The organism is Nocardia sp. bgisy134 (assembly GCF_965341865.1).
Lineage (GTDB): Bacteria > Actinomycetota > Actinomycetes > Mycobacteriales > Mycobacteriaceae > Nocardia.
This window is the reverse complement of the sequence record NZ_CBDQZP010000009.1, coordinates 1-15665: the sequence shown is the minus strand read 5'-3', so window position 1 is coordinate 15665 and position 15665 is coordinate 1. Positions and strand designations below refer to the sequence as shown.

The following is a 15665-nucleotide window of genomic DNA, read 5'->3' as shown; positions in this document are numbered from 1 at the left end:
ACGTGCGCGACCGCGCCGCGAGATCGCGCCTCGTGGGGGAATTCACCGAGCGCGGTGACCCGCGCGATCGATAGGGTGGCGGACATGACCGATTTCTCCGATGTCGCAGATCGTTTGGCGATCATCGACCTCGCCACCCAGATGTTCGTCTACTGCGACCAGAAGCGCTGGGACGATCTGGCCGAGGTGTTCACCGCGAAGGTCGATTTCGACGGCGGTTTCGGCGACCCCGCCGCGTCGCGCCCTGCCGCCGACATCGTCGCCGACTGGCGCGCGGGCCTCGGCGACCTCGACGCGATCCACCATCAGGCGGGCAACTACCTGATCGATCGCGACGGCGACACCGCCGACGTGCACGCGGACTCCATCGCCGTGCACGTGAAGAACGACGCCGCCAACGGCAAGACCCGCACCTTCGTCGGCAGCTACGACCTCGGCGTCGAGCGCACGCCCGCGGGCTGGCGCATCAACAGGTTCCACTATCTGCTCAAGGTCGTCGACGGCAACGCCGACCTGTCCTGAACCGGGGGTGCGGCGGTCCGCACCGGGCCGGGTAGCATCGGCGTGCTCGGCGGGCGACGAGGAAACCGGTGCAATTCCGGTGCGGTCGCGCCACTGTGAACAGCCAGACCCTCTCCGGCGAGCACCACACCCCGATGGGCGCGTCACCCGAGGAAGGTCACCCGTGATCCTGCTGCTGTCCACGTCCGACACCGATCTGCTCAGCGCGCGCGCCAGCGGCGCGGACTACCGGCTGGGCAATCCCGCCCGCCTGCTGGTCGACGACCTGCCCGGGCTGCTGGACGGAGCCGATCTCGTGGTCGTCCGCATCCTCGGCGGCAAGCGCGCCTGGGAGGACGGGCTTGCCGCGCTGCGTGACAGCGGCGTGCCGACGGTGGCGCTCGGCGGCGAGATCGCGCCGGACGCCGAGCTCATGGAATGCTCCACGGTGCCGGGCGGCGTCGCGGCCGACGCGCACAACTACCTGGCCGCGGGCGGTCCGGAGAACCTGCGGCAGCTGCACAACTTCCTGTCCGACACGGTCTTGCTCACCGGCCACGGCTTCGCGCCGCCGGTGCAGCTGCCGAGCTGGGGCGAGCTCGAGCGCGCGGCCCGTCACCCGGCGCCCGTCGCCGGTGTGCCGACCGTCGCGGTGATCTACTACCGCGCCCAGCATCTGGCGGGCAACACCGGCTACGTCGACGCGCTGTGCGCCGCGATCGAGGACGCGGGCGCGCGACCGCTGCCGCTGTACTGCGCCTCGCTGCGCACCGCCGAACCCGAGCTGCTGACCACGCTGCGGCAGGCCGACGCGCTGGTCGTCACCGTGCTCGCCGCGGGCGGCACCAAACCGGCCACCGCGTCGGCGGGCGGCGACGACGAGGCGTGGGACGTCGGCGCGCTCGCCGACCTGGACGTGCCGATTCTGCAGGGCCTGTGCCTGACCAGCGGCCGCGACCAGTGGGAGGACAACGACGACGGCCTCTCGCCGCTGGACGTCGCGACCCAGGTGGCCGTACCGGAATTCGACGGTCGCATCATCACGGTGCCGTTCTCGTTCAAGGAGTTCGACGCCGACGGCCTGTCCACCTACGTCCCCGATCCGGAGCGGTCCGCGCGGGTCGCGGGCATCGCGACGCGGTACGCGCGGCTGCGCCACATCCCGGCCGCCGAGAAGCGGCTGGCCGTCGTGCTCTCCGCCTATCCCACCAAGCACGCCCGCATCGGCAACGCCGTCGGCCTCGACACCCCTGCGAGCGCCATCCGGCTGCTGACCGAATTGCGCTCCGCCGGTTACGATCTCGGCGACTCAGGGGAGATTCCCGGGCTGGACGAGCGCGACGGCGACGCCCTGATCCACGCGCTCATCGCGGCGGGCGGCCAGGACCCGGACTGGCTCACCGCCGAACAGTTGGAGGGCAACCCGATCCGCATCGGCGCCGCCACCTACACCGCGTGGTTCGAGACCCTTCCCGAGGACCTGCGCGAGGCCGTCGTCGAGGCGTGGGGCCCGCCGCCCGGCGAGCTGTACGTCGACCGTTCGGCCGACCCGAAGGGCGAAATCGTCATCGCCGCACTGCGTTTCGGAAACGTGGTGCTGATGGTGCAGCCGCCGCGCGGCTTCGGCGAGAACCCGGTCGCGATCTACCACGATCCCGATCTGCCGCCCAGCCACCACTACCTGGCCGCCTACCGCTGGCTGGCGGCGCCCCAGGCCACGGGCGGTTTCGGCGCGGACGCCATGGTGCATCTCGGCAAGCACGGCAACCTGGAGTGGTTGCCGGGCAAGACCCTCGGCATGTCGGCCTCGTGCGGCACCGACGCGGCGCTGGGCGATCTGCCGCTGATCTACCCGTTCCTGGTCAACGATCCCGGTGAGGGCACCCAGGCCAAGCGCCGCGCGCACGCGACCCTGGTCGACCACCTCATCCCGCCCATGGCGCGCGCCGAAAGCTACGGCGACATCTCGCGATTGGAGCAACTGCTCGACGAGCACGCCAATATCTCCGCCCTCGACCCGGCCAAGCTGCCCGCCATCCGCCAGCAGATCTGGACGCTGATGCGCGCGGCCAAGATGGACCACGACCTCGGGCTCACCGAACGCCCGGACGAGGAGTCCTTCGACGACATGCTGTTGCACGTCGACGGCTGGCTCTGCGAGATCAAGGACGTGCAGATCCGCGACGGACTGCACGTCCTCGGCCAGGCGCCCGTCGGCGAGGGCGAACTCGACCTGGTGCTGGCGATGTTGCGCGCCCGGCAGCTGTGGGGCGGCGAGGTGTCGGTGCCCGGCCTGCGAGAAGCGTTGGGACTGAACGAATCCGGCGGCGAGGCCCGCGAGCGGGTCGACCTGATCGAGGGCAGGGCGCGCGAGCTGCTCGGCGCGTTGCAGGCCGCCGAGTGGTCGGTCGACGCGATCGACGGACTGGTCGCGGACTTCGCGGGCGCCCTGGCGCCCTCGGGGGCGGCGGCCGTCGCAGGCGCGGAGCCCGGCACGGCAGGCGCGGTGCGGGCCGTACTGCGGTTCGCCGCCACCGAAGTGGTGCCGCGCCTGCGGCAGACCGGTGTCGAGATCGAGCGGGTGCTGCACGCCTTGAACGGCGGATTCGTCCCGGCGGGCCCGAGCGGTTCGCCGCTGCGCGGCCTGATCAACGTGCTGCCCACCGGCCGCAATTTCTACTCTGTCGATCCGAAGGCAGTGCCGTCGCGGCTGGCCTGGGAGACCGGGCAGGCCATGGCCGAATCGCTGGTCGAACGCTATCGGGCCGATCACGGTGAATACCCACGCTCGGTGGGGCTTTCGGTGTGGGGCACCTCGGCCATGCGCACCTCCGGCGACGACATCGCCGAGGTCTTCGCCTTGCTCGGCGTGCGCCCGGTGTGGGACGAGGCCAGCCGTCGCGTCACCACCCTCGAGGTGATCCCGCTGTCCGAGCTCGGCAGGCCGCGCATCGACGTGACCGTGCGCATCAGCGGATTCTTCCGCGACGCCTTCCCGCACGTGCTCGCCCTGCTCGACGACGCGGTCCGGCTGGTGGCCGATCTCGACGAGCCCGCGGAATCGAATTACGTTCGCGCGCACGCCCAGTCGGATCTCGCCGAGCACGGCGACGCCCGCCGCGCCACTACCCGCATCTTCGGCTCCAAGCCCGGCACCTACGGCGCGGGCCTGCTTCAGCTCATCGATTCCAAGAGCTGGCGCACCGACGACGATCTCGCGCAGGTCTACACCGCGTGGGGCGGCTACGCCTACGGTCGCGATCTCGACGGCGCTCCTGCCGCCGACGACATGCGCTCGGCCTACCGCCGAATCACCGTGGCCGCCAAGAACACCGACACCCGCGAGCACGACATCGCCGACTCCGACGACTACTTCCAATACCACGGCGGCATGGTCGCCACCGTACGCGCGCTCACGGGCAAGAACCCGGAGGCCTACATCGGCGACAGCACCCGGCCCGACGCGGTGCGCACCAGGACGCTGTCGGAGGAGACCTCGCGGGTGTTCCGTGCCCGCGTGGTGAACCCCCGCTGGCTGGAGGCGATGCGCAGGCACGGCTACAAGGGCGCGTTCGAGATGGCGGCCACCGTCGACTACCTGTTCGGCTATGACGCCACCACCGACGTCGTCGCCGACTGGATGTACGAAAAGCTCACCGAGAGCTACGTTTTCGACGACGTGAACCGCAAGTTCATGGAGCAGTCCAACCCGTGGGCGCTGCACGGTATCACCGAACGGCTGCTGGAGGCGGCCGAGCGCGGCATGTGGGCCGCCCCCGAGCCGGAGACGCTGGACCGGTTGCGCCAGGTGTACCTGGAGACCGAGGGCGAGCTCGAGTAGCCTCGGCGTCGTGCGGGCGGACCCGGTTATGATCAGGTCCGCCCGCCACCGATGCCGTGGTATACCACCGCAAAACGACGCCTCGGTTTTTATTGTGCCGCATGTTGTTTCGTTCCAGTTATCGGTGGATTCGAGCGCGCAAATACCATCGACCAGAATTGGCAACCCCCCAATTCCAGGGCCGATTCGCTGATCTTGCAACACAATTCGGTCTCGTCATTCTATCGACACCGAGAGCGCCCATGGCGCATCATTATCGATGTCCCTAAAGCCGATTCTCGGGGCACACAATATTCGGATCGGCCGGATGATGGAGATTCATCATGATCAAAAAGTTGATAGCGGCCGCGGTGCTGACCGTTGCCGCGACCACCGGCATCGCCACCGCGACCGCCAACGGCTCGCCCGGCGGCGTGGTGGCGGGGGTGGACCGGGGGGTCGAGTACACGGCCTCGGTGGCGCCGGATCGCTCGGGTGCCACGCTCACCCTCGCGTCCGGGACCTTCGAGGTCGCGCCGGACGCGGTGCTGGTGCACGCGCCCGACGGCACGGTGATCGGCAGCCTGCCGACCACGCTGCACACCGTGGCGGGGCAGCAGGTGCAAGTCGCGTCGGTAATCGACGCGAGCGCAACGGAATTGACGCTCACCCCGGTGAGCGGCCCGGTCCGGCCGGAACTGGCGTTCATCGGCGATGCGGGAACGACGATCGGTGGTATCGCGATCGGCTGTGTGATCGGCGCATTGATCGGCGCGATCTTCCTCATCCTTCCCGCCATTCCCGGCTGCATCATCGGCGCCGTGATCGGCGGGATCATCGGCGCGAACGCCTGAGCCGAGCAATCGCGGGGGGAACGGCCCCGCGACCACCGGCGGCCCGTCCTGGACGAATTCCGGACGGGCCGCACTCACGCCCTCGCAATTTCCGGACATCCCGCTTTTCATTTCCGCGGAAAATCGGTTCGCGCGGACTCTCGAAACGCTGCATGGGCGATACGGCATCTGCGCGGCGTGTCGAGTCTCTGCGGGAAGCCCGCCTCGCCGAGGGGTGGGGGCGGCCAGGTCTGCCCCGGGTTCGCGGGGAGGGCGCGGCGGGTGCCGATGGCGGCGGTGAGCGGCGGAAATGCGTCGAAAATTGGGGTGTCCAGCTATTGACTAGCGGGGAAAACCGAGGACGATAGGTTGTATACCGGAAACACCGAAGAAGAGTCGTACAAACGGCGGAGACGTCCAAAGAATGTAGTGACAAATCTTCAAGATCCGGCTAGGCCCCCGGCAAGCCAGTCGAAGACCGGAGTCGTCAGCGACGACTGAGACTCATGGAAATCGATGGAGACTACCGGGGACTGTTCTGTTCGGGGGTTGTTCGCCCCGCTCCTCATCCGGCCTTCGGAACGAGCGTGTTGTGCCGCGCCGCCGTCCACCACCGGCCGTTCTCCTTCACCAGGACGTACAGCGCGACCATCGCCGGGTCGTGGTCGATCGGCTCGCCGTCCGTCGTGATCGCCCGCGCCGCCTTGTGCGCGACGGCGACATCGGGGCGCAGGAAGACGATGTCGGTCACCTCGTACCTCGCGTACTCGTCTTTCAGGAACCCGGCCAGCCCCTTGCGCCCCGCGTCGAGCAGCGCCTCCCGTCCGGTGATCACCGTGCCCATCGCGTTCCCCGCCGACGCGTTGGCCGTGAACCCGCTGACCATCAGCTCCGCGTCCTTGTTGTTGAAGCCCTCCTCCACATCGGCCACCAATCGCTTGATTGCGGCGATGTCCTCGGTGTGATCCACGGTCGTGTCCTCGACCACCGGCGATTCGTCTGTCGTTGCGTCCATGGCCGTGAGCTTCGTACCCGAACAAAGGTTCAGGTCAAATCGGCGGAGGAAGCTCGCCGACTCTGGCCGAAAAGAGCAGGTTCTGGCCACTGGGCTCATGGTTGTCGGTGCCGCGGCCTCCGTACCGTGAGTGGCCGGCAGCACAGCGTGGGTTCGGCACGAGGAGATATCACCGATCAGGGAAGTTCGGCGCGCTCCAAGCGCGCCTCACCGATGCCGCCGAGTCGCTGCGCGCGGTGCGGCGACCGCACCAGACGGCGTCCTCAACCTGGCTCGGCCCGATCGGATCCTGCGCCTGGCCGCGGACAACAAGACCTACGGTCCGCAGGCGTCGCTGATCCTGGCGGCGGCTCGCGCTACGACCTGTCCGCGCTGAGGAGATTGTCATGATCGTTCACCTGCTGCGTTTCGCGTTCCGCGACGAGGCGACGGAGGAGCGGAAAGCGGACGTCCTCGCCGCGATGCGGCGCACGGCGGGGGTGGAATCGGTGTCGTTCTCGGCGGTCGGGCAGCACCTGGGAGATCCGACGGCGGGGTACACGCACAGCTACTGCGTCGGCATCGCCGACCTGGCGGCGCTCGAGCGCTACATGCACGACCCGGTGCACCTCGCGGGCGATCCCGGCATCATTCCGCACCTGGCCAAGCTCGCGATCGGCCCGGACGTCTCCGACGACATGGATCCGGAGCTCGGCGCCAAGATCATGGCCATGCACGAACGCAAGCTCGCGATGTACCCGGAGTGGGCTCGGCTGATGGAGTCGATCCCGGAAGTGCTCGTCGCCTAGGAAATCCCGCTCTCGAATCGGACGCGTGGATCACCGCCCACCCGCGGGCCGCCGCGCAGTATTTCGTCGACGACGCGGTCGCCCGCGGCGGGTCCGCCGACCTGGACGCGTGGGAGGCGGCGTTGCGCGGCAGGCCGTTCGGCGTCCGGTCGGCCACCGAAGCGTTCCTCGACGAGCAGCAGCGCGCCGCCGACCTGCTGGCCGCCGACGGGCTGCCGCCCGCCACGGTACGGTGCGCGACGCGGTGCTGCCGTGGATCGGGGAGGTCGTCGCCGACACCGAGGCCGCCGCGGTCTGAGCCCGCGCGGTCGACCGGCTCGGACGGTTGTCGAGCCGCCGCGATGTGGTGGACTGGAGCGATGCTGGAGAACCGCGATCAGCTGGACGTGCGCGTGCCGACGCCTGTGCGGGAGCGGCTGCGCCCGGTGGCCGAGGCCCTTGGGCGCCGCGGGCTGGTACTGCTCTGCGGCTTCCCCGCCTCCGGGAAGTCCACGGCCGCAGCGTATCTGCGCGCGCTGTGCGGCGCCGTGGTGCTGGACAAGGACCGCTTCGTGCCGCTGCTCGAGGAACAGGTGATGGAGCAGTTGACCGGCGACCGCAACGACCGCGATTCCGACACCTATCGGACGCTGATCTCGCCCGGCCTGTACGAGGGACTCATCCGCACCGGATTGACTGCCGCCGCCGCCGCGCCGGTGGTGCTGGACGCGCCGTTCCTGTCCACGATCCGCAACGCCCACGCCGCCGGGCGCACCCTCAGCGAGTACGTGCGCGGCTATCCCGAGGCGGCGCGATCGATGCCGATCGTCACGGTGTGGCTGGACACCCCTGCGGATCGGATCAGGGCGCGGATGATCGCGCGGGGCGCCGACCGGGACGCGCCCAAGCTGGCCGAGTGGGAGGCGTACCGGTCCGCCGTGCTCGAGTCGGGGACCCGCGAGAAGGCTTGTCGCGCCTGCGATGTCGTGATTCCCAGCTGACAGCCCGAAGCTCAGGCCGGATACGTCCGCGCCTCGGTGGCCTTGACCGCAGCCCACAGGCGCAGGCCGGGTCGCAGGCGCAGTTCGGCGACCGTGGCCGGGGTGATATCGGCGAGCACGGGCGGGTGACCGTCGAGGCGGACGCGGGTGGTGTGGGCGTGCTGTTCGATGCCGCCGATGGTGACCGGCCAGGTGTTGCGCGGGCTGCCCTCGGGGCGTTCCAGGTGCAGGCTCACCGCGTTCGGCGGGAAGGCGACGTGGACGCGTCCGTCGGCGGGTTCGGCGACGGTGAGCTCGCCGCCCTCGTCGAGTTCGACGGTGAGCTCGCGGGCGGCGCCGCGATACAGGTTGAGGCCCACCAGATTCGCCACGTAGTCCGAGCGTGGTTGCCTGGCGACCTCGGCGGGCGGCCCCTGCTGCACGACCCGGCCGTGTTCGAGGATGATCAGCCGGTCGGCGAGCACCATGGCGTCGAGCGGGTCGTGGGTGACGAGCACCGTGTGGCCAGGGTAGTCGCGCAGATGGTGGGCCAGATCGGAACGCACCTGGAGCCGGGTGCTCGCGTCGAGCGCGGCGAGCGGCTCGTCGAGCAGCAGCAGCCGCGGGTCGGTGACCAGCGCGCGGGCCAGCGCGACGCGCTGAGCCTGACCGCCGGACAGCGCGCGAGGTTTACGGTGCGCGTGCTCGGCGAGCCCGACCCGGTCGAGCCATTCGGCGGCGCGCTGCCGGGCTTCGGCGCGACGGTGGCCGCGGGCGCGCAGGCCGAAGGCGACGTTGTCCAGCGCGGAGAGGTGCGCGAAGAGCAGGTAGTCCTGGAACACCACGCCGACCTCGCGGCGTTCGGCGGGCACGAACACCGACGGCGGCGCGTCCCAGGTGCGCTCGCCGAGCCGCAGGTGTCCATCGGTCACCGGGAGCAGGCCGGCCAGCGCCCGAAGCGCGGTGGTCTTGCCCGCGCCGTTCGGCCCGAGCAGCGCCACCACTTCGCCCGGTTCGGCCGCGAGCGCGAGGTCGAGGCTGAATGCGCCACGGGTGACGCGTATTTCGGCGTCCAGCGTCACAGCGCACCTCGGATCCAGCGCTCCCGCAGCGCGACGAGCACACCTACCGAGACCACTAGCAGCACCAGGCTCAGCACGATCGCCGCGTCCGGATCGGTCTCCAGCGCGAGGTACACCGCCAGCGGCATGGTGGTGGTCTTGCCGGGAAAGTTGCCCGCGAAGGTGATCGTCGCCCCGAATTCGCCGAGCGCGCGGGCCCAGCAGAGCACCGCGCCCGCGACCACGCCGGGCAGCACCGACGGCAGCGTGACGCGGCGGAAGGCGTACCAGCGCGACGCGCCGAGGGTGGCGGCGGCTTCCTCGAACCGCACATCCGCGGCGCGCAGCGCTCCCTCCACGGAGATGACCAGGAACGGCATCGCCACGAAGGCCTCGGCCACCACCACGCCCGCCGTCGTGAACGGCAGCGAGACGCCGAACCAGTCGTAGAGGTACCGGCCGGCCAGCCCGCGCCTGCCGAGCACCAGCAGCAGTGCGACACCGCCGACCACGGGCGGCAGCACCAGCGGCACGGTGACGAGCGCGCGAATCAGCCCGCGGCCGGGCACTTCCCCGCGAGCGAGCAGCCAAGCGAGCGGAATACCGAGCAGCAGGCAGACGACCGTGGCGAGGCTCGCGCAGAACAGCGAAAGCCGCAGTGCCTCACCTACTTCGGCGCTGAACAGGCGTTCCGGCATGGTCTGCCACGGCGCCCGCAGCAGCAGCCCTGCCAGCGGGACGAGCAGGAACAGCAACCCGCAGACGGCGGGCAGCACCAGGACGAGCGGTCGCCGCCCGCGGACCGCCCGCCGTCGTGCGGGTGCGGTCACGGTGTGTCGAAGCCGGCCTGCGCGAACACCGCCTTGGCCTTGTCCGACTTGACGAAGTCCACGAAGGCCTGCGCCGCGGCCGGGTTGGGAGACTCGGCCAGCGGCGCGACCGGGTAGTCGTTGACCGCCTTGTCGGCCTCCGGGAAGTCGATGCTCTCCACCTTGTCGCTCGCGGCCCGCACGTCGGTGCGGTAAACGAGCGCGGCGTCGACTTCGCCGAGCGTCACCTTGGTCAGCACGGCCTTGACGTCGGGTTCGCGGGTGTCGGGCTGCGGAGTGACGCCCGCGGCTTCGAAGACCTTCTGCGCCGCGGCCCCGCACGGCACCTGCTCGGCGCACAGCGCGAGCTTGGGTTCGGACTTGCCGAAATCGGTCAGCCCGGCGATGTGTCCTGGATTGCCTTTCGGCACCGCGATCGTCAGCCGGTTGCGCACGAAGGTGGACGGCGTCGCGGTGACCTCGCCCTTGTCGACGACCTGCTGCATGTTCTTCGGCGCCGCCGAGGCGAACACGTCGGCGGGGGCGCCCTGGTTGATCTGCTCGGCGAGCGCGGAGCTGGCCCCGAAGCTGTAGACGACCTTGACGCCCGGATGTGCGGCCTCGAACTGCTTGCCGAGTTCGGTGAAGGTCTCGGTGAGCGAGGCGGCGGCGAAGACGGTCACGGTGCCGGTCACGGAGTCACCCGTGGCCGGTGCGTCGTCGGAGCCGCAGCCCGTCAGAGACGCGAGTACGAGCGTCGCGGTGACCGCGCTCACCGTGCGAAACAGTGTCATCCTCATCAACTTTCCGGTATTTCGACAACGACGTGCGTGGACTTCACCGACGCGACGGCGACGCTGCCGACCTCGAGCCCGAGCTCGTCGACCGATTCACGGCTCAGCAGCGAGACCAGCCGGAACGGCCCGGCCTGCATCTCGACCTGGGCCATGACCGTGTCCTTGACGATGCGGGTCACGATGCCGCGCATACGGTTGCGGGCGGACGCCGCCACGGTGACGCCGGGCGCGGGCGCCTCGGCGTTGGCGCGCAGGAATTCGGCGAGATCGCGGCCGTCGACGCCCTTGCGCCCGTTGTCGAGCAGGATCGCGGGCAGTCGCCCCTGATCGATCCACCGCCGCACGGTGTCGTCGCTGACGCCCATGAGGGCGGCCGCCTCGCTGATCCGCAGATTCGCCACGGTCGGGAGTTTATTGCCGCATTCGCGGAAAGGGAAACCGAACCGGCCGCGAACCCGCCGCGGCTGAGTCCGGGCGTCCGTAGGGGTTCGCTCGGTCGTCCCTGAATCAGTCGACGGTGCGTTACGGGCGCGCGCTCGACGAGATCGTTCGGCAGGGCCGACGGCTATGTGCCGATCGGGGACCGGCTGGAGCAGTCGAAGTCGGAGCTCTTCGCCGTCGCCCGCCGCACGCTGGGCACCCTGGAAGTCTCGGGCCCCTCGAATCGATAGCGGCTCAGGCTGATTCGGCCAGCCCAGCCGATCGCCACGTGTCGGCGAGTTCCTGGAGCGGAAGGTCGAGTGCCTGGCTCAGTGCGACCACGGTCCCGAACGCGGGCGACGGCAGCCGACCGGTCTCGATCTTGCGCAGCGTCTCCGGCGAGATCCCCGCCGCGGTGGCCACCTCGGTGAGATCGCGCGGGCCGCGGGCCGCGCGCAGCAGAGCGCCCAAGCGGCGGCCCGCCTCGATCTGGGCGGGCGTCAGCGGCAAACGAACCATGCGCCCCAGGGTAGATGCGGTATTTAAATACCGCAATCTCGAAAGCGGCCGGGCCATCGGTGCGCCGGTCGACCCTGCGGTGGAGATCCTGCCGAAGCCGGTGTTCGAGCCGGGCCGGACGATGACGACCGACATCGCGCGTCCGCGGCGGGTCAGGCCTCGAACAGCAGGTACAGGCCGGTGAAGGTGAAGCCGATCATGGTCAGCATCAGCGCCAGCTGACCGGTGAGCCGGTGCGCGGGAGGCAGCAGCCGCAGGCAGCGATCGTGGGCCGCGGCGACGCCGAGGATGTGACCGGTGAGCACGGCGAGCACCTTGAGGCTGGCCAGCACAGCGGGGTGGGTGGACAGGATGTAGTGCACGTCGAGGTCGGCCAGCCCGAGGATGTTCCATCCGCGCTGGAAGGGGTCGGCGCACAGGATCAGCGTCGCCTGCCCCTTCTCGACGAGAAAGCTGAGGTAGTGCGCGATCAGGTAGCCCGCCACGATCGGGGTGAGGCTGTGCGCGAGCCGCCTCGGCAGCAGCGCCCGTTCGGGTTTCGTGAGGCCGCCGGTCGCCCGGGCCGCCAGACCGAAGACGCCGCCGACCACGGCGATGAACCCGAGCAAGCCCGCGGTGCGCAGCAGCGTGGTCGCCAGGGTGGAGTCGCCGCCCACCCGATCGAGGAAGTCACGCCACCCGGCGAACATCGAAAAGCTGTCGAAGGCAGTGGATCCCAGCAGCGTCGCCGCCACCGCGACCGAACCGGCCAGTGCGGGCGTGCCCGCGAGATTGTTCAGCGGCCACCGCAGCACCGGGACGCCGGTCTCGCGGCGGGCGAAGGGACTCAGCCGCGCCAGCAGACTGCTGTACACCTCGAGCGGATCGCCGTGTTCGGCCCACGCCGTGCCGAAAACCACGAGGCCCGCGGTTCCGGCGATCAGGTAGCCGAGAAACCAGATCGTCACGGCGAGTACCGAACCCGGTTCGGGGAACGCCAATTCCAGCCACACGAAGGAGAACAGGCCCAGCGCCGCGGGACGGTTGCCCCACGCTTCGGGATAGCGCAGCGGCCCGTACTCGGGCGGCCGCCCCGTCACCCGGCAGATCGAGCGGTGCAGTGCGCGGGTGGGGGAGAGGATCTTCCACACGGGCCCCAGCGCCAGCGAGGCCACCATCACCCCGACCCACACGAAGATGTAGACGATCCCCGGCACCGGATTGCGCGCCGAGTCGGACGTACCGAAGAGCCCGGCGACCAGGACCGCGAGCGCGCCGAGCAGTCCGATGCCGCCCAGCATGGTGCGCACCGCAGTGGAATCGACCACGGCGCGCGCGAACCCGGGCAGCGGCGCGCCGGGCGAATCCGGATCCAGTCGCGGCTCGCGCCACGCGAAGGCCAGCACGGCGAAGGAGAACGTCAGGGCCCAGGCGGCGCCGATCAACGCGTAGGACAACGGAATCGGCAGATCGGTCGCACCGGAGATCCCGTGCGCGCTGATCTCGATCACGGGCGAACGACGACCGTGGCGACGGTCTTGTGCGCGTGATGCAACTCGACCTCGACCCGGCCCGGCACCTCCACCGTGAACCGGAAGCGCTGACCGGCCCCGGGGCGGACCACGAAGGTGTACTCCGGCGTGGCGTGCACGTGGAGTTCGTCCTCGGAGTCACTGTCGACGACGAGATCGATCGGCTGGCCGACCTTCGCGTCCCTGCGCGCGTTGACGGGACTCACCGTCCCGTTCGCGATACGGAACTCCACGACGACGGCGTCGGCTTCGGCGGTCGCGCTCACGCCCGGCTGCTTCGTGCTGTCCTCCGCGGAACAGCCGAGCGCGGCGGCCACCACCGCGAGGGCAACCGCCGCGTCTCGCCAGGTGCGAGTCATCGGGTCTCCTCGTCGCCGCTCGCGGGGGACTTCTCGTTCGGTTGGCCCTCGCGCCGCTCGGCGCGGCGGTCGCGCACCGCGATGAGCACGATGATGCCCACCACGGCGAGCGCGGGAAGGAAGGCGGGGATCGCCAGCAGAACGGAATGGTCCGCCAGCAGGTCCACGCCGTCGCCGGGCGTGGTCATCCCGCCGTCACCGGCGCGGTCGCGTCGGTCCGGGCGGTGATGGAGTAGCGGTCGTTGATCCGCGCCGCGCCCCAGGACAGCGCGCCGATGAGGATCGCGCTGCACACCAGCACGACCAGCGAGGCCGCGCCGAACAGCCAGTCGGGGTGATCGAACGAACGCTCCCGCTGAAGCACCGTGATCTCGGCGACGAATGGGCGGGTGAACTCCGGCGGAGCGGCGACCTCCGCCGCGCCGATACCGGCGTCGTAGGGCATGAAGATCGGCAGCGCGGTCAGCGTGCGGCCGTCCTGCAGGCGCAGCACGGTCTTCCATGATCCGTGCGCCGGAACGGGTTTCGTCGAGACGTAGTGGCCGTCGCCGACTCGCCGCAGCTGATCGACGACCAGGCCGCGGCCGGGGCTGTCCGACCCGACGCCGCCCTGCCAGGCCAGGATCTGCAACCACTCGGGATCCGAGCCGACCAGGTCGGCCGGGTCTAGTCGCACATCGGCGGTCACCATGCGGCCGCCGTCGACGGGCTCGGCGTCGCGCAGCGCGACGGTGGCGCTCGCCTGATCGGGGACGCGAACGATCAGGCCGTTGGTCGTGGCGGCGGCGACGATCAGCACCGCGGCGACCATCATGGCGCGGCGCACCGGCGGGCGCGGCAGCGGCTCCGCGCGCAGCACCATGCCGAGCAGCGCGCCGACGACGCCGCCCGCGATGCCGGTCGGCACGCTCATCGCCAGCAGTTCCGGCCACATCGCCGCCGGCCACGGATCGACGAATACGGCGTCGACCCACCGGGATTCGAGCCAGACGCCGACGGTGGCCACCGCGAGGCCCGCCGCCGCGCCCCACCAGAGCGGCTTGCGCGCCAACGGGAGCAGGGCGAGCAGTTCCACGACGACGGCGGCGCCGAGGTAGAGCGGGAAGACGTTGCGCGGCGCGTCGATGATCGGCCCGCCGACCAGGAATGCCACCACCCCGCGCACGACCGCGGCGAAGCCGACCACCACGAAGGTGCTGAACGCGCCCAGCGTCGCGCGAGCGGCGACCAGCGAGACGGTGGCGGCCGCGACGATCAGCATCGGTTGCAGCACCAGCCGGAACTGTTCGACGCCGAAATCGAATTCCACCTGGAACACCGAGAGGCCGATGATGAGGCCGCCGAACGCGAACGCGCGCAGCGTCCAGATCAGGCGTCCGTCCGCGCGATCCGGGTCCGGCCGGTTGCGGCTGCCCTCGAATTCCAGCAGCAGCACGCCGACCAGGGAAAGCCCTGCGCCGCCGATCAGCATGAGGTGCGTGGGTCCCCACAGCGTGACGTCCTGGCCGAACATCCTGTGCCAGATGTCGTCGAGCGGAAACCCGATGAGCGCGTAGAGGCCGGCGCCCGCGATGAGGATGCCGCCGACGGGCGCGTACCAGGTGCGCGTGATCCGCACCGCCGCCGCGCCCGGCTTCTCGTCCATGGGCAGCACGATCGCCAGCATTCCGGCGGTGAACAGGAAGAACAGGCCGGCCAGGATGAAGTAGTGCGCCGGATTGGCCAGCGGTCCCTCGTCGCGGCCGTTGCCGACGTGCAGGCTGACGTCCCAGATGAAGCCGAGCAGCGCGGTGAGGATGGTGGCGAGGAACATCACGATGGGCAGGGCCACCCAGCCGGGCCGGTTGAAGACGGCGCCGATGCGGTCGGCCAGTGCGCCGAGCCAGGTGATGCGTCGAGTCCGGTGCAGGTACCCGACCCAGAGCAGGGCGAGCGCGATCAGGCCCGCGGAGCCGGTCATGATCGCCACCCGATCCAGCGCCGCGCCGCCGCCCTCGGTGCCGGGCGCGGCGAGCCGTCCTATCGCTTCGTGCATCGTGCCGGACACGACAACCTCCAACCGCACTGAGTTTACACTCGTAGCCGTATTAATGTTACGAAAGGTAGCACACATAAACGGTGGTGTGGTGTGCTTGCGTCGCCGTACCGGGAGTTGGCAGTTCGGACCCGTTTCCGTCGATGCCGGAACGGGGCGGGGGGGGGGGGGGGGGGGGGGGGGGGGGGGGGGGGGGGGGGGGGGGGGGGGGGGGGGGGGGGGGGGGGGGGGGGGGGGG

At 70.3% G+C, this 15665-nt stretch carries 15 protein-coding genes and 1 pseudogene; 6 read left to right on the top strand and 10 right to left on the bottom strand.

Going from position 1 to position 15665, the window contains the following annotated elements; all coding sequences use genetic code 11:
• The first annotated feature begins 84 nt into the window (after positions 1–84).
• The 3 genes from ACRWNM_RS17140 (at position 85) to ACRWNM_RS17130 (ending at position 5175) form a co-directional block, all read left to right on the top strand.
• Positions 85–522: a nuclear transport factor 2 family protein gene (locus ACRWNM_RS17140; RefSeq protein WP_431968591.1), complete on the top strand. Its 438-nt coding sequence runs from the start codon at positions 85–87 to the stop codon at positions 520–522.
• Between the two features lie 163 nt (positions 523–685).
• Complete coding sequence (gene cobN, locus ACRWNM_RS17135) at positions 686–4342, top strand: cobaltochelatase subunit CobN (RefSeq protein ID WP_431968590.1); 3657 nt, start codon at positions 686–688, stop codon at positions 4340–4342.
• 323 nt (positions 4343–4665) lie between these two features.
• Positions 4666–5175, top strand: a complete 510-nt coding sequence (locus ACRWNM_RS17130) for a hypothetical protein (protein ID WP_431968588.1) — start codon at positions 4666–4668, stop codon at positions 5173–5175.
• Between the two features lie 544 nt (positions 5176–5719).
• Here ACRWNM_RS17130 and ACRWNM_RS17125 read toward each other — a convergent pair.
• On the bottom strand, positions 5720–6169 hold the full coding sequence (locus tag ACRWNM_RS17125) for an SgcJ/EcaC family oxidoreductase (RefSeq protein WP_431968586.1): 450 nt from the start codon (positions 6167–6169) through the stop codon (positions 5720–5722).
• 386 nt (positions 6170–6555) lie between these two features.
• On the opposite strand from ACRWNM_RS17125, the gene ACRWNM_RS17120 reads away from it, so the two are divergent.
• From ACRWNM_RS17120 to ACRWNM_RS17110, 3 genes and pseudogenes are all read left to right on the top strand, one after another.
• A complete protein-coding gene (locus ACRWNM_RS17120; protein ID WP_431968584.1) occupies positions 6556–6957 on the top strand; it encodes a Dabb family protein in 402 nt (133 codons plus the stop codon).
• A 14-nt stretch (positions 6958–6971) separates the two neighbouring features.
• A pseudogene (locus tag ACRWNM_RS17115) lies at positions 6972–7255 on the top strand (ABC transporter substrate-binding protein); the annotation flags it as partial.
• Positions 7256–7298: 43 nt separating this feature from the next.
• Positions 7299–7937: an AAA family ATPase gene (locus tag ACRWNM_RS17110; protein ID WP_431968582.1), complete on the top strand. Its 639-nt coding sequence runs from the start codon at positions 7299–7301 to the stop codon at positions 7935–7937.
• Between the two features lie 11 nt (positions 7938–7948).
• Here the strand turns inward: ACRWNM_RS17110 and ACRWNM_RS17105 are convergent, their stop codons facing one another.
• The 9 genes from ACRWNM_RS17105 to ACRWNM_RS17065 form a co-directional block, all read right to left on the bottom strand.
• On the bottom strand, positions 7949–8998 hold the full coding sequence (locus ACRWNM_RS17105) for an ABC transporter ATP-binding protein (protein WP_431968580.1): 1050 nt from the start codon (positions 8996–8998) through the stop codon (positions 7949–7951).
• Positions 8995–9807, bottom strand: coding sequence for a molybdate ABC transporter permease subunit (gene modB / locus ACRWNM_RS17100; RefSeq protein WP_431968578.1), 813 nt, complete (start codon positions 9805–9807; stop codon positions 8995–8997). The genes ACRWNM_RS17105 and modB overlap by 4 nt, the downstream gene beginning before the upstream one ends.
• Positions 9804–10586, bottom strand: coding sequence for a molybdate ABC transporter substrate-binding protein (modA, locus tag ACRWNM_RS17095; RefSeq protein WP_431968576.1), 783 nt, complete (start codon positions 10584–10586; stop codon positions 9804–9806). The genes modB and modA overlap by 4 nt, the downstream gene beginning before the upstream one ends.
• Complete coding sequence (locus ACRWNM_RS17090) at positions 10586–10984, bottom strand: TOBE domain-containing protein (RefSeq protein ID WP_431968574.1); 399 nt, start codon at positions 10982–10984, stop codon at positions 10586–10588. Before ACRWNM_RS17090 ends, modA begins: the two co-directional genes overlap by 1 nt.
• 274 nt (positions 10985–11258) lie before the next feature.
• Positions 11259–11522: a helix-turn-helix transcriptional regulator gene (locus tag ACRWNM_RS17085; protein ID WP_431968572.1), complete on the bottom strand. Its 264-nt coding sequence runs from the start codon at positions 11520–11522 to the stop codon at positions 11259–11261.
• A 152-nt stretch (positions 11523–11674) separates the two neighbouring features.
• Positions 11675–13009: a hypothetical protein gene (locus tag ACRWNM_RS17080; protein ID WP_431969087.1), complete on the bottom strand. Its 1335-nt coding sequence runs from the start codon at positions 13007–13009 to the stop codon at positions 11675–11677.
• Positions 13009–13392, bottom strand: coding sequence for a hypothetical protein (locus ACRWNM_RS17075; protein WP_431968570.1), 384 nt, complete (start codon positions 13390–13392; stop codon positions 13009–13011). The genes ACRWNM_RS17080 and ACRWNM_RS17075 overlap by 1 nt, the downstream gene beginning before the upstream one ends.
• Positions 13389–13580 carry a hypothetical protein gene (locus ACRWNM_RS17070; protein ID WP_431968568.1) on the bottom strand — a complete coding sequence of 64 codons (192 nt, stop codon included), beginning with the start codon at positions 13578–13580 and terminating at the stop codon, positions 13389–13391. The genes ACRWNM_RS17075 and ACRWNM_RS17070 overlap by 4 nt, the downstream gene beginning before the upstream one ends.
• Positions 13577–15427, bottom strand: a complete 1851-nt coding sequence (locus ACRWNM_RS17065) for a hypothetical protein (protein ID WP_431969085.1) — start codon at positions 15425–15427, stop codon at positions 13577–13579. Before ACRWNM_RS17065 ends, ACRWNM_RS17070 begins: the two co-directional genes overlap by 4 nt.
• Positions 15428–15665 lie beyond the last annotated feature (238 nt).

Coding starts and splice junctions, on each gene's coding strand:
- ACRWNM_RS17120 (WP_431968584.1), top strand. CDS start 6,556: ATGATCGTTCACCTGCTGCGTTTCGCGTTCCGCGACGAGGCGACGGAG.
- ACRWNM_RS17070 (WP_431968568.1), bottom strand. CDS start 13,580: ATGACCACGCCCGGCGACGGCGTGGACCTGCTGGCGGACCATTCCGTT.
- ACRWNM_RS17110 (WP_431968582.1), top strand. CDS start 7,299: ATGTGGTGGACTGGAGCGATGCTGGAGAACCGCGATCAGCTGGACGTG.
- ACRWNM_RS17085 (WP_431968572.1), bottom strand. CDS start 11,522: ATGGTTCGTTTGCCGCTGACGCCCGCCCAGATCGAGGCGGGCCGCCGC.
- ACRWNM_RS17125 (WP_431968586.1), bottom strand. CDS start 6,169: ATGGACGCAACGACAGACGAATCGCCGGTGGTCGAGGACACGACCGTG.
- ACRWNM_RS17065 (WP_431969085.1), bottom strand. CDS start 15,427: ATGCACGAAGCGATAGGACGGCTCGCCGCGCCCGGCACCGAGGGCGGC.
- ACRWNM_RS17130 (WP_431968588.1), top strand. CDS start 4,666: ATGATCAAAAAGTTGATAGCGGCCGCGGTGCTGACCGTTGCCGCGACC.
- ACRWNM_RS17140 (WP_431968591.1), top strand. CDS start 85: ATGACCGATTTCTCCGATGTCGCAGATCGTTTGGCGATCATCGACCTC.
- modA (WP_431968576.1), bottom strand. CDS start 10,586: ATGAGGATGACACTGTTTCGCACGGTGAGCGCGGTCACCGCGACGCTC.
- ACRWNM_RS17075 (WP_431968570.1), bottom strand. CDS start 13,392: ATGACTCGCACCTGGCGAGACGCGGCGGTTGCCCTCGCGGTGGTGGCC.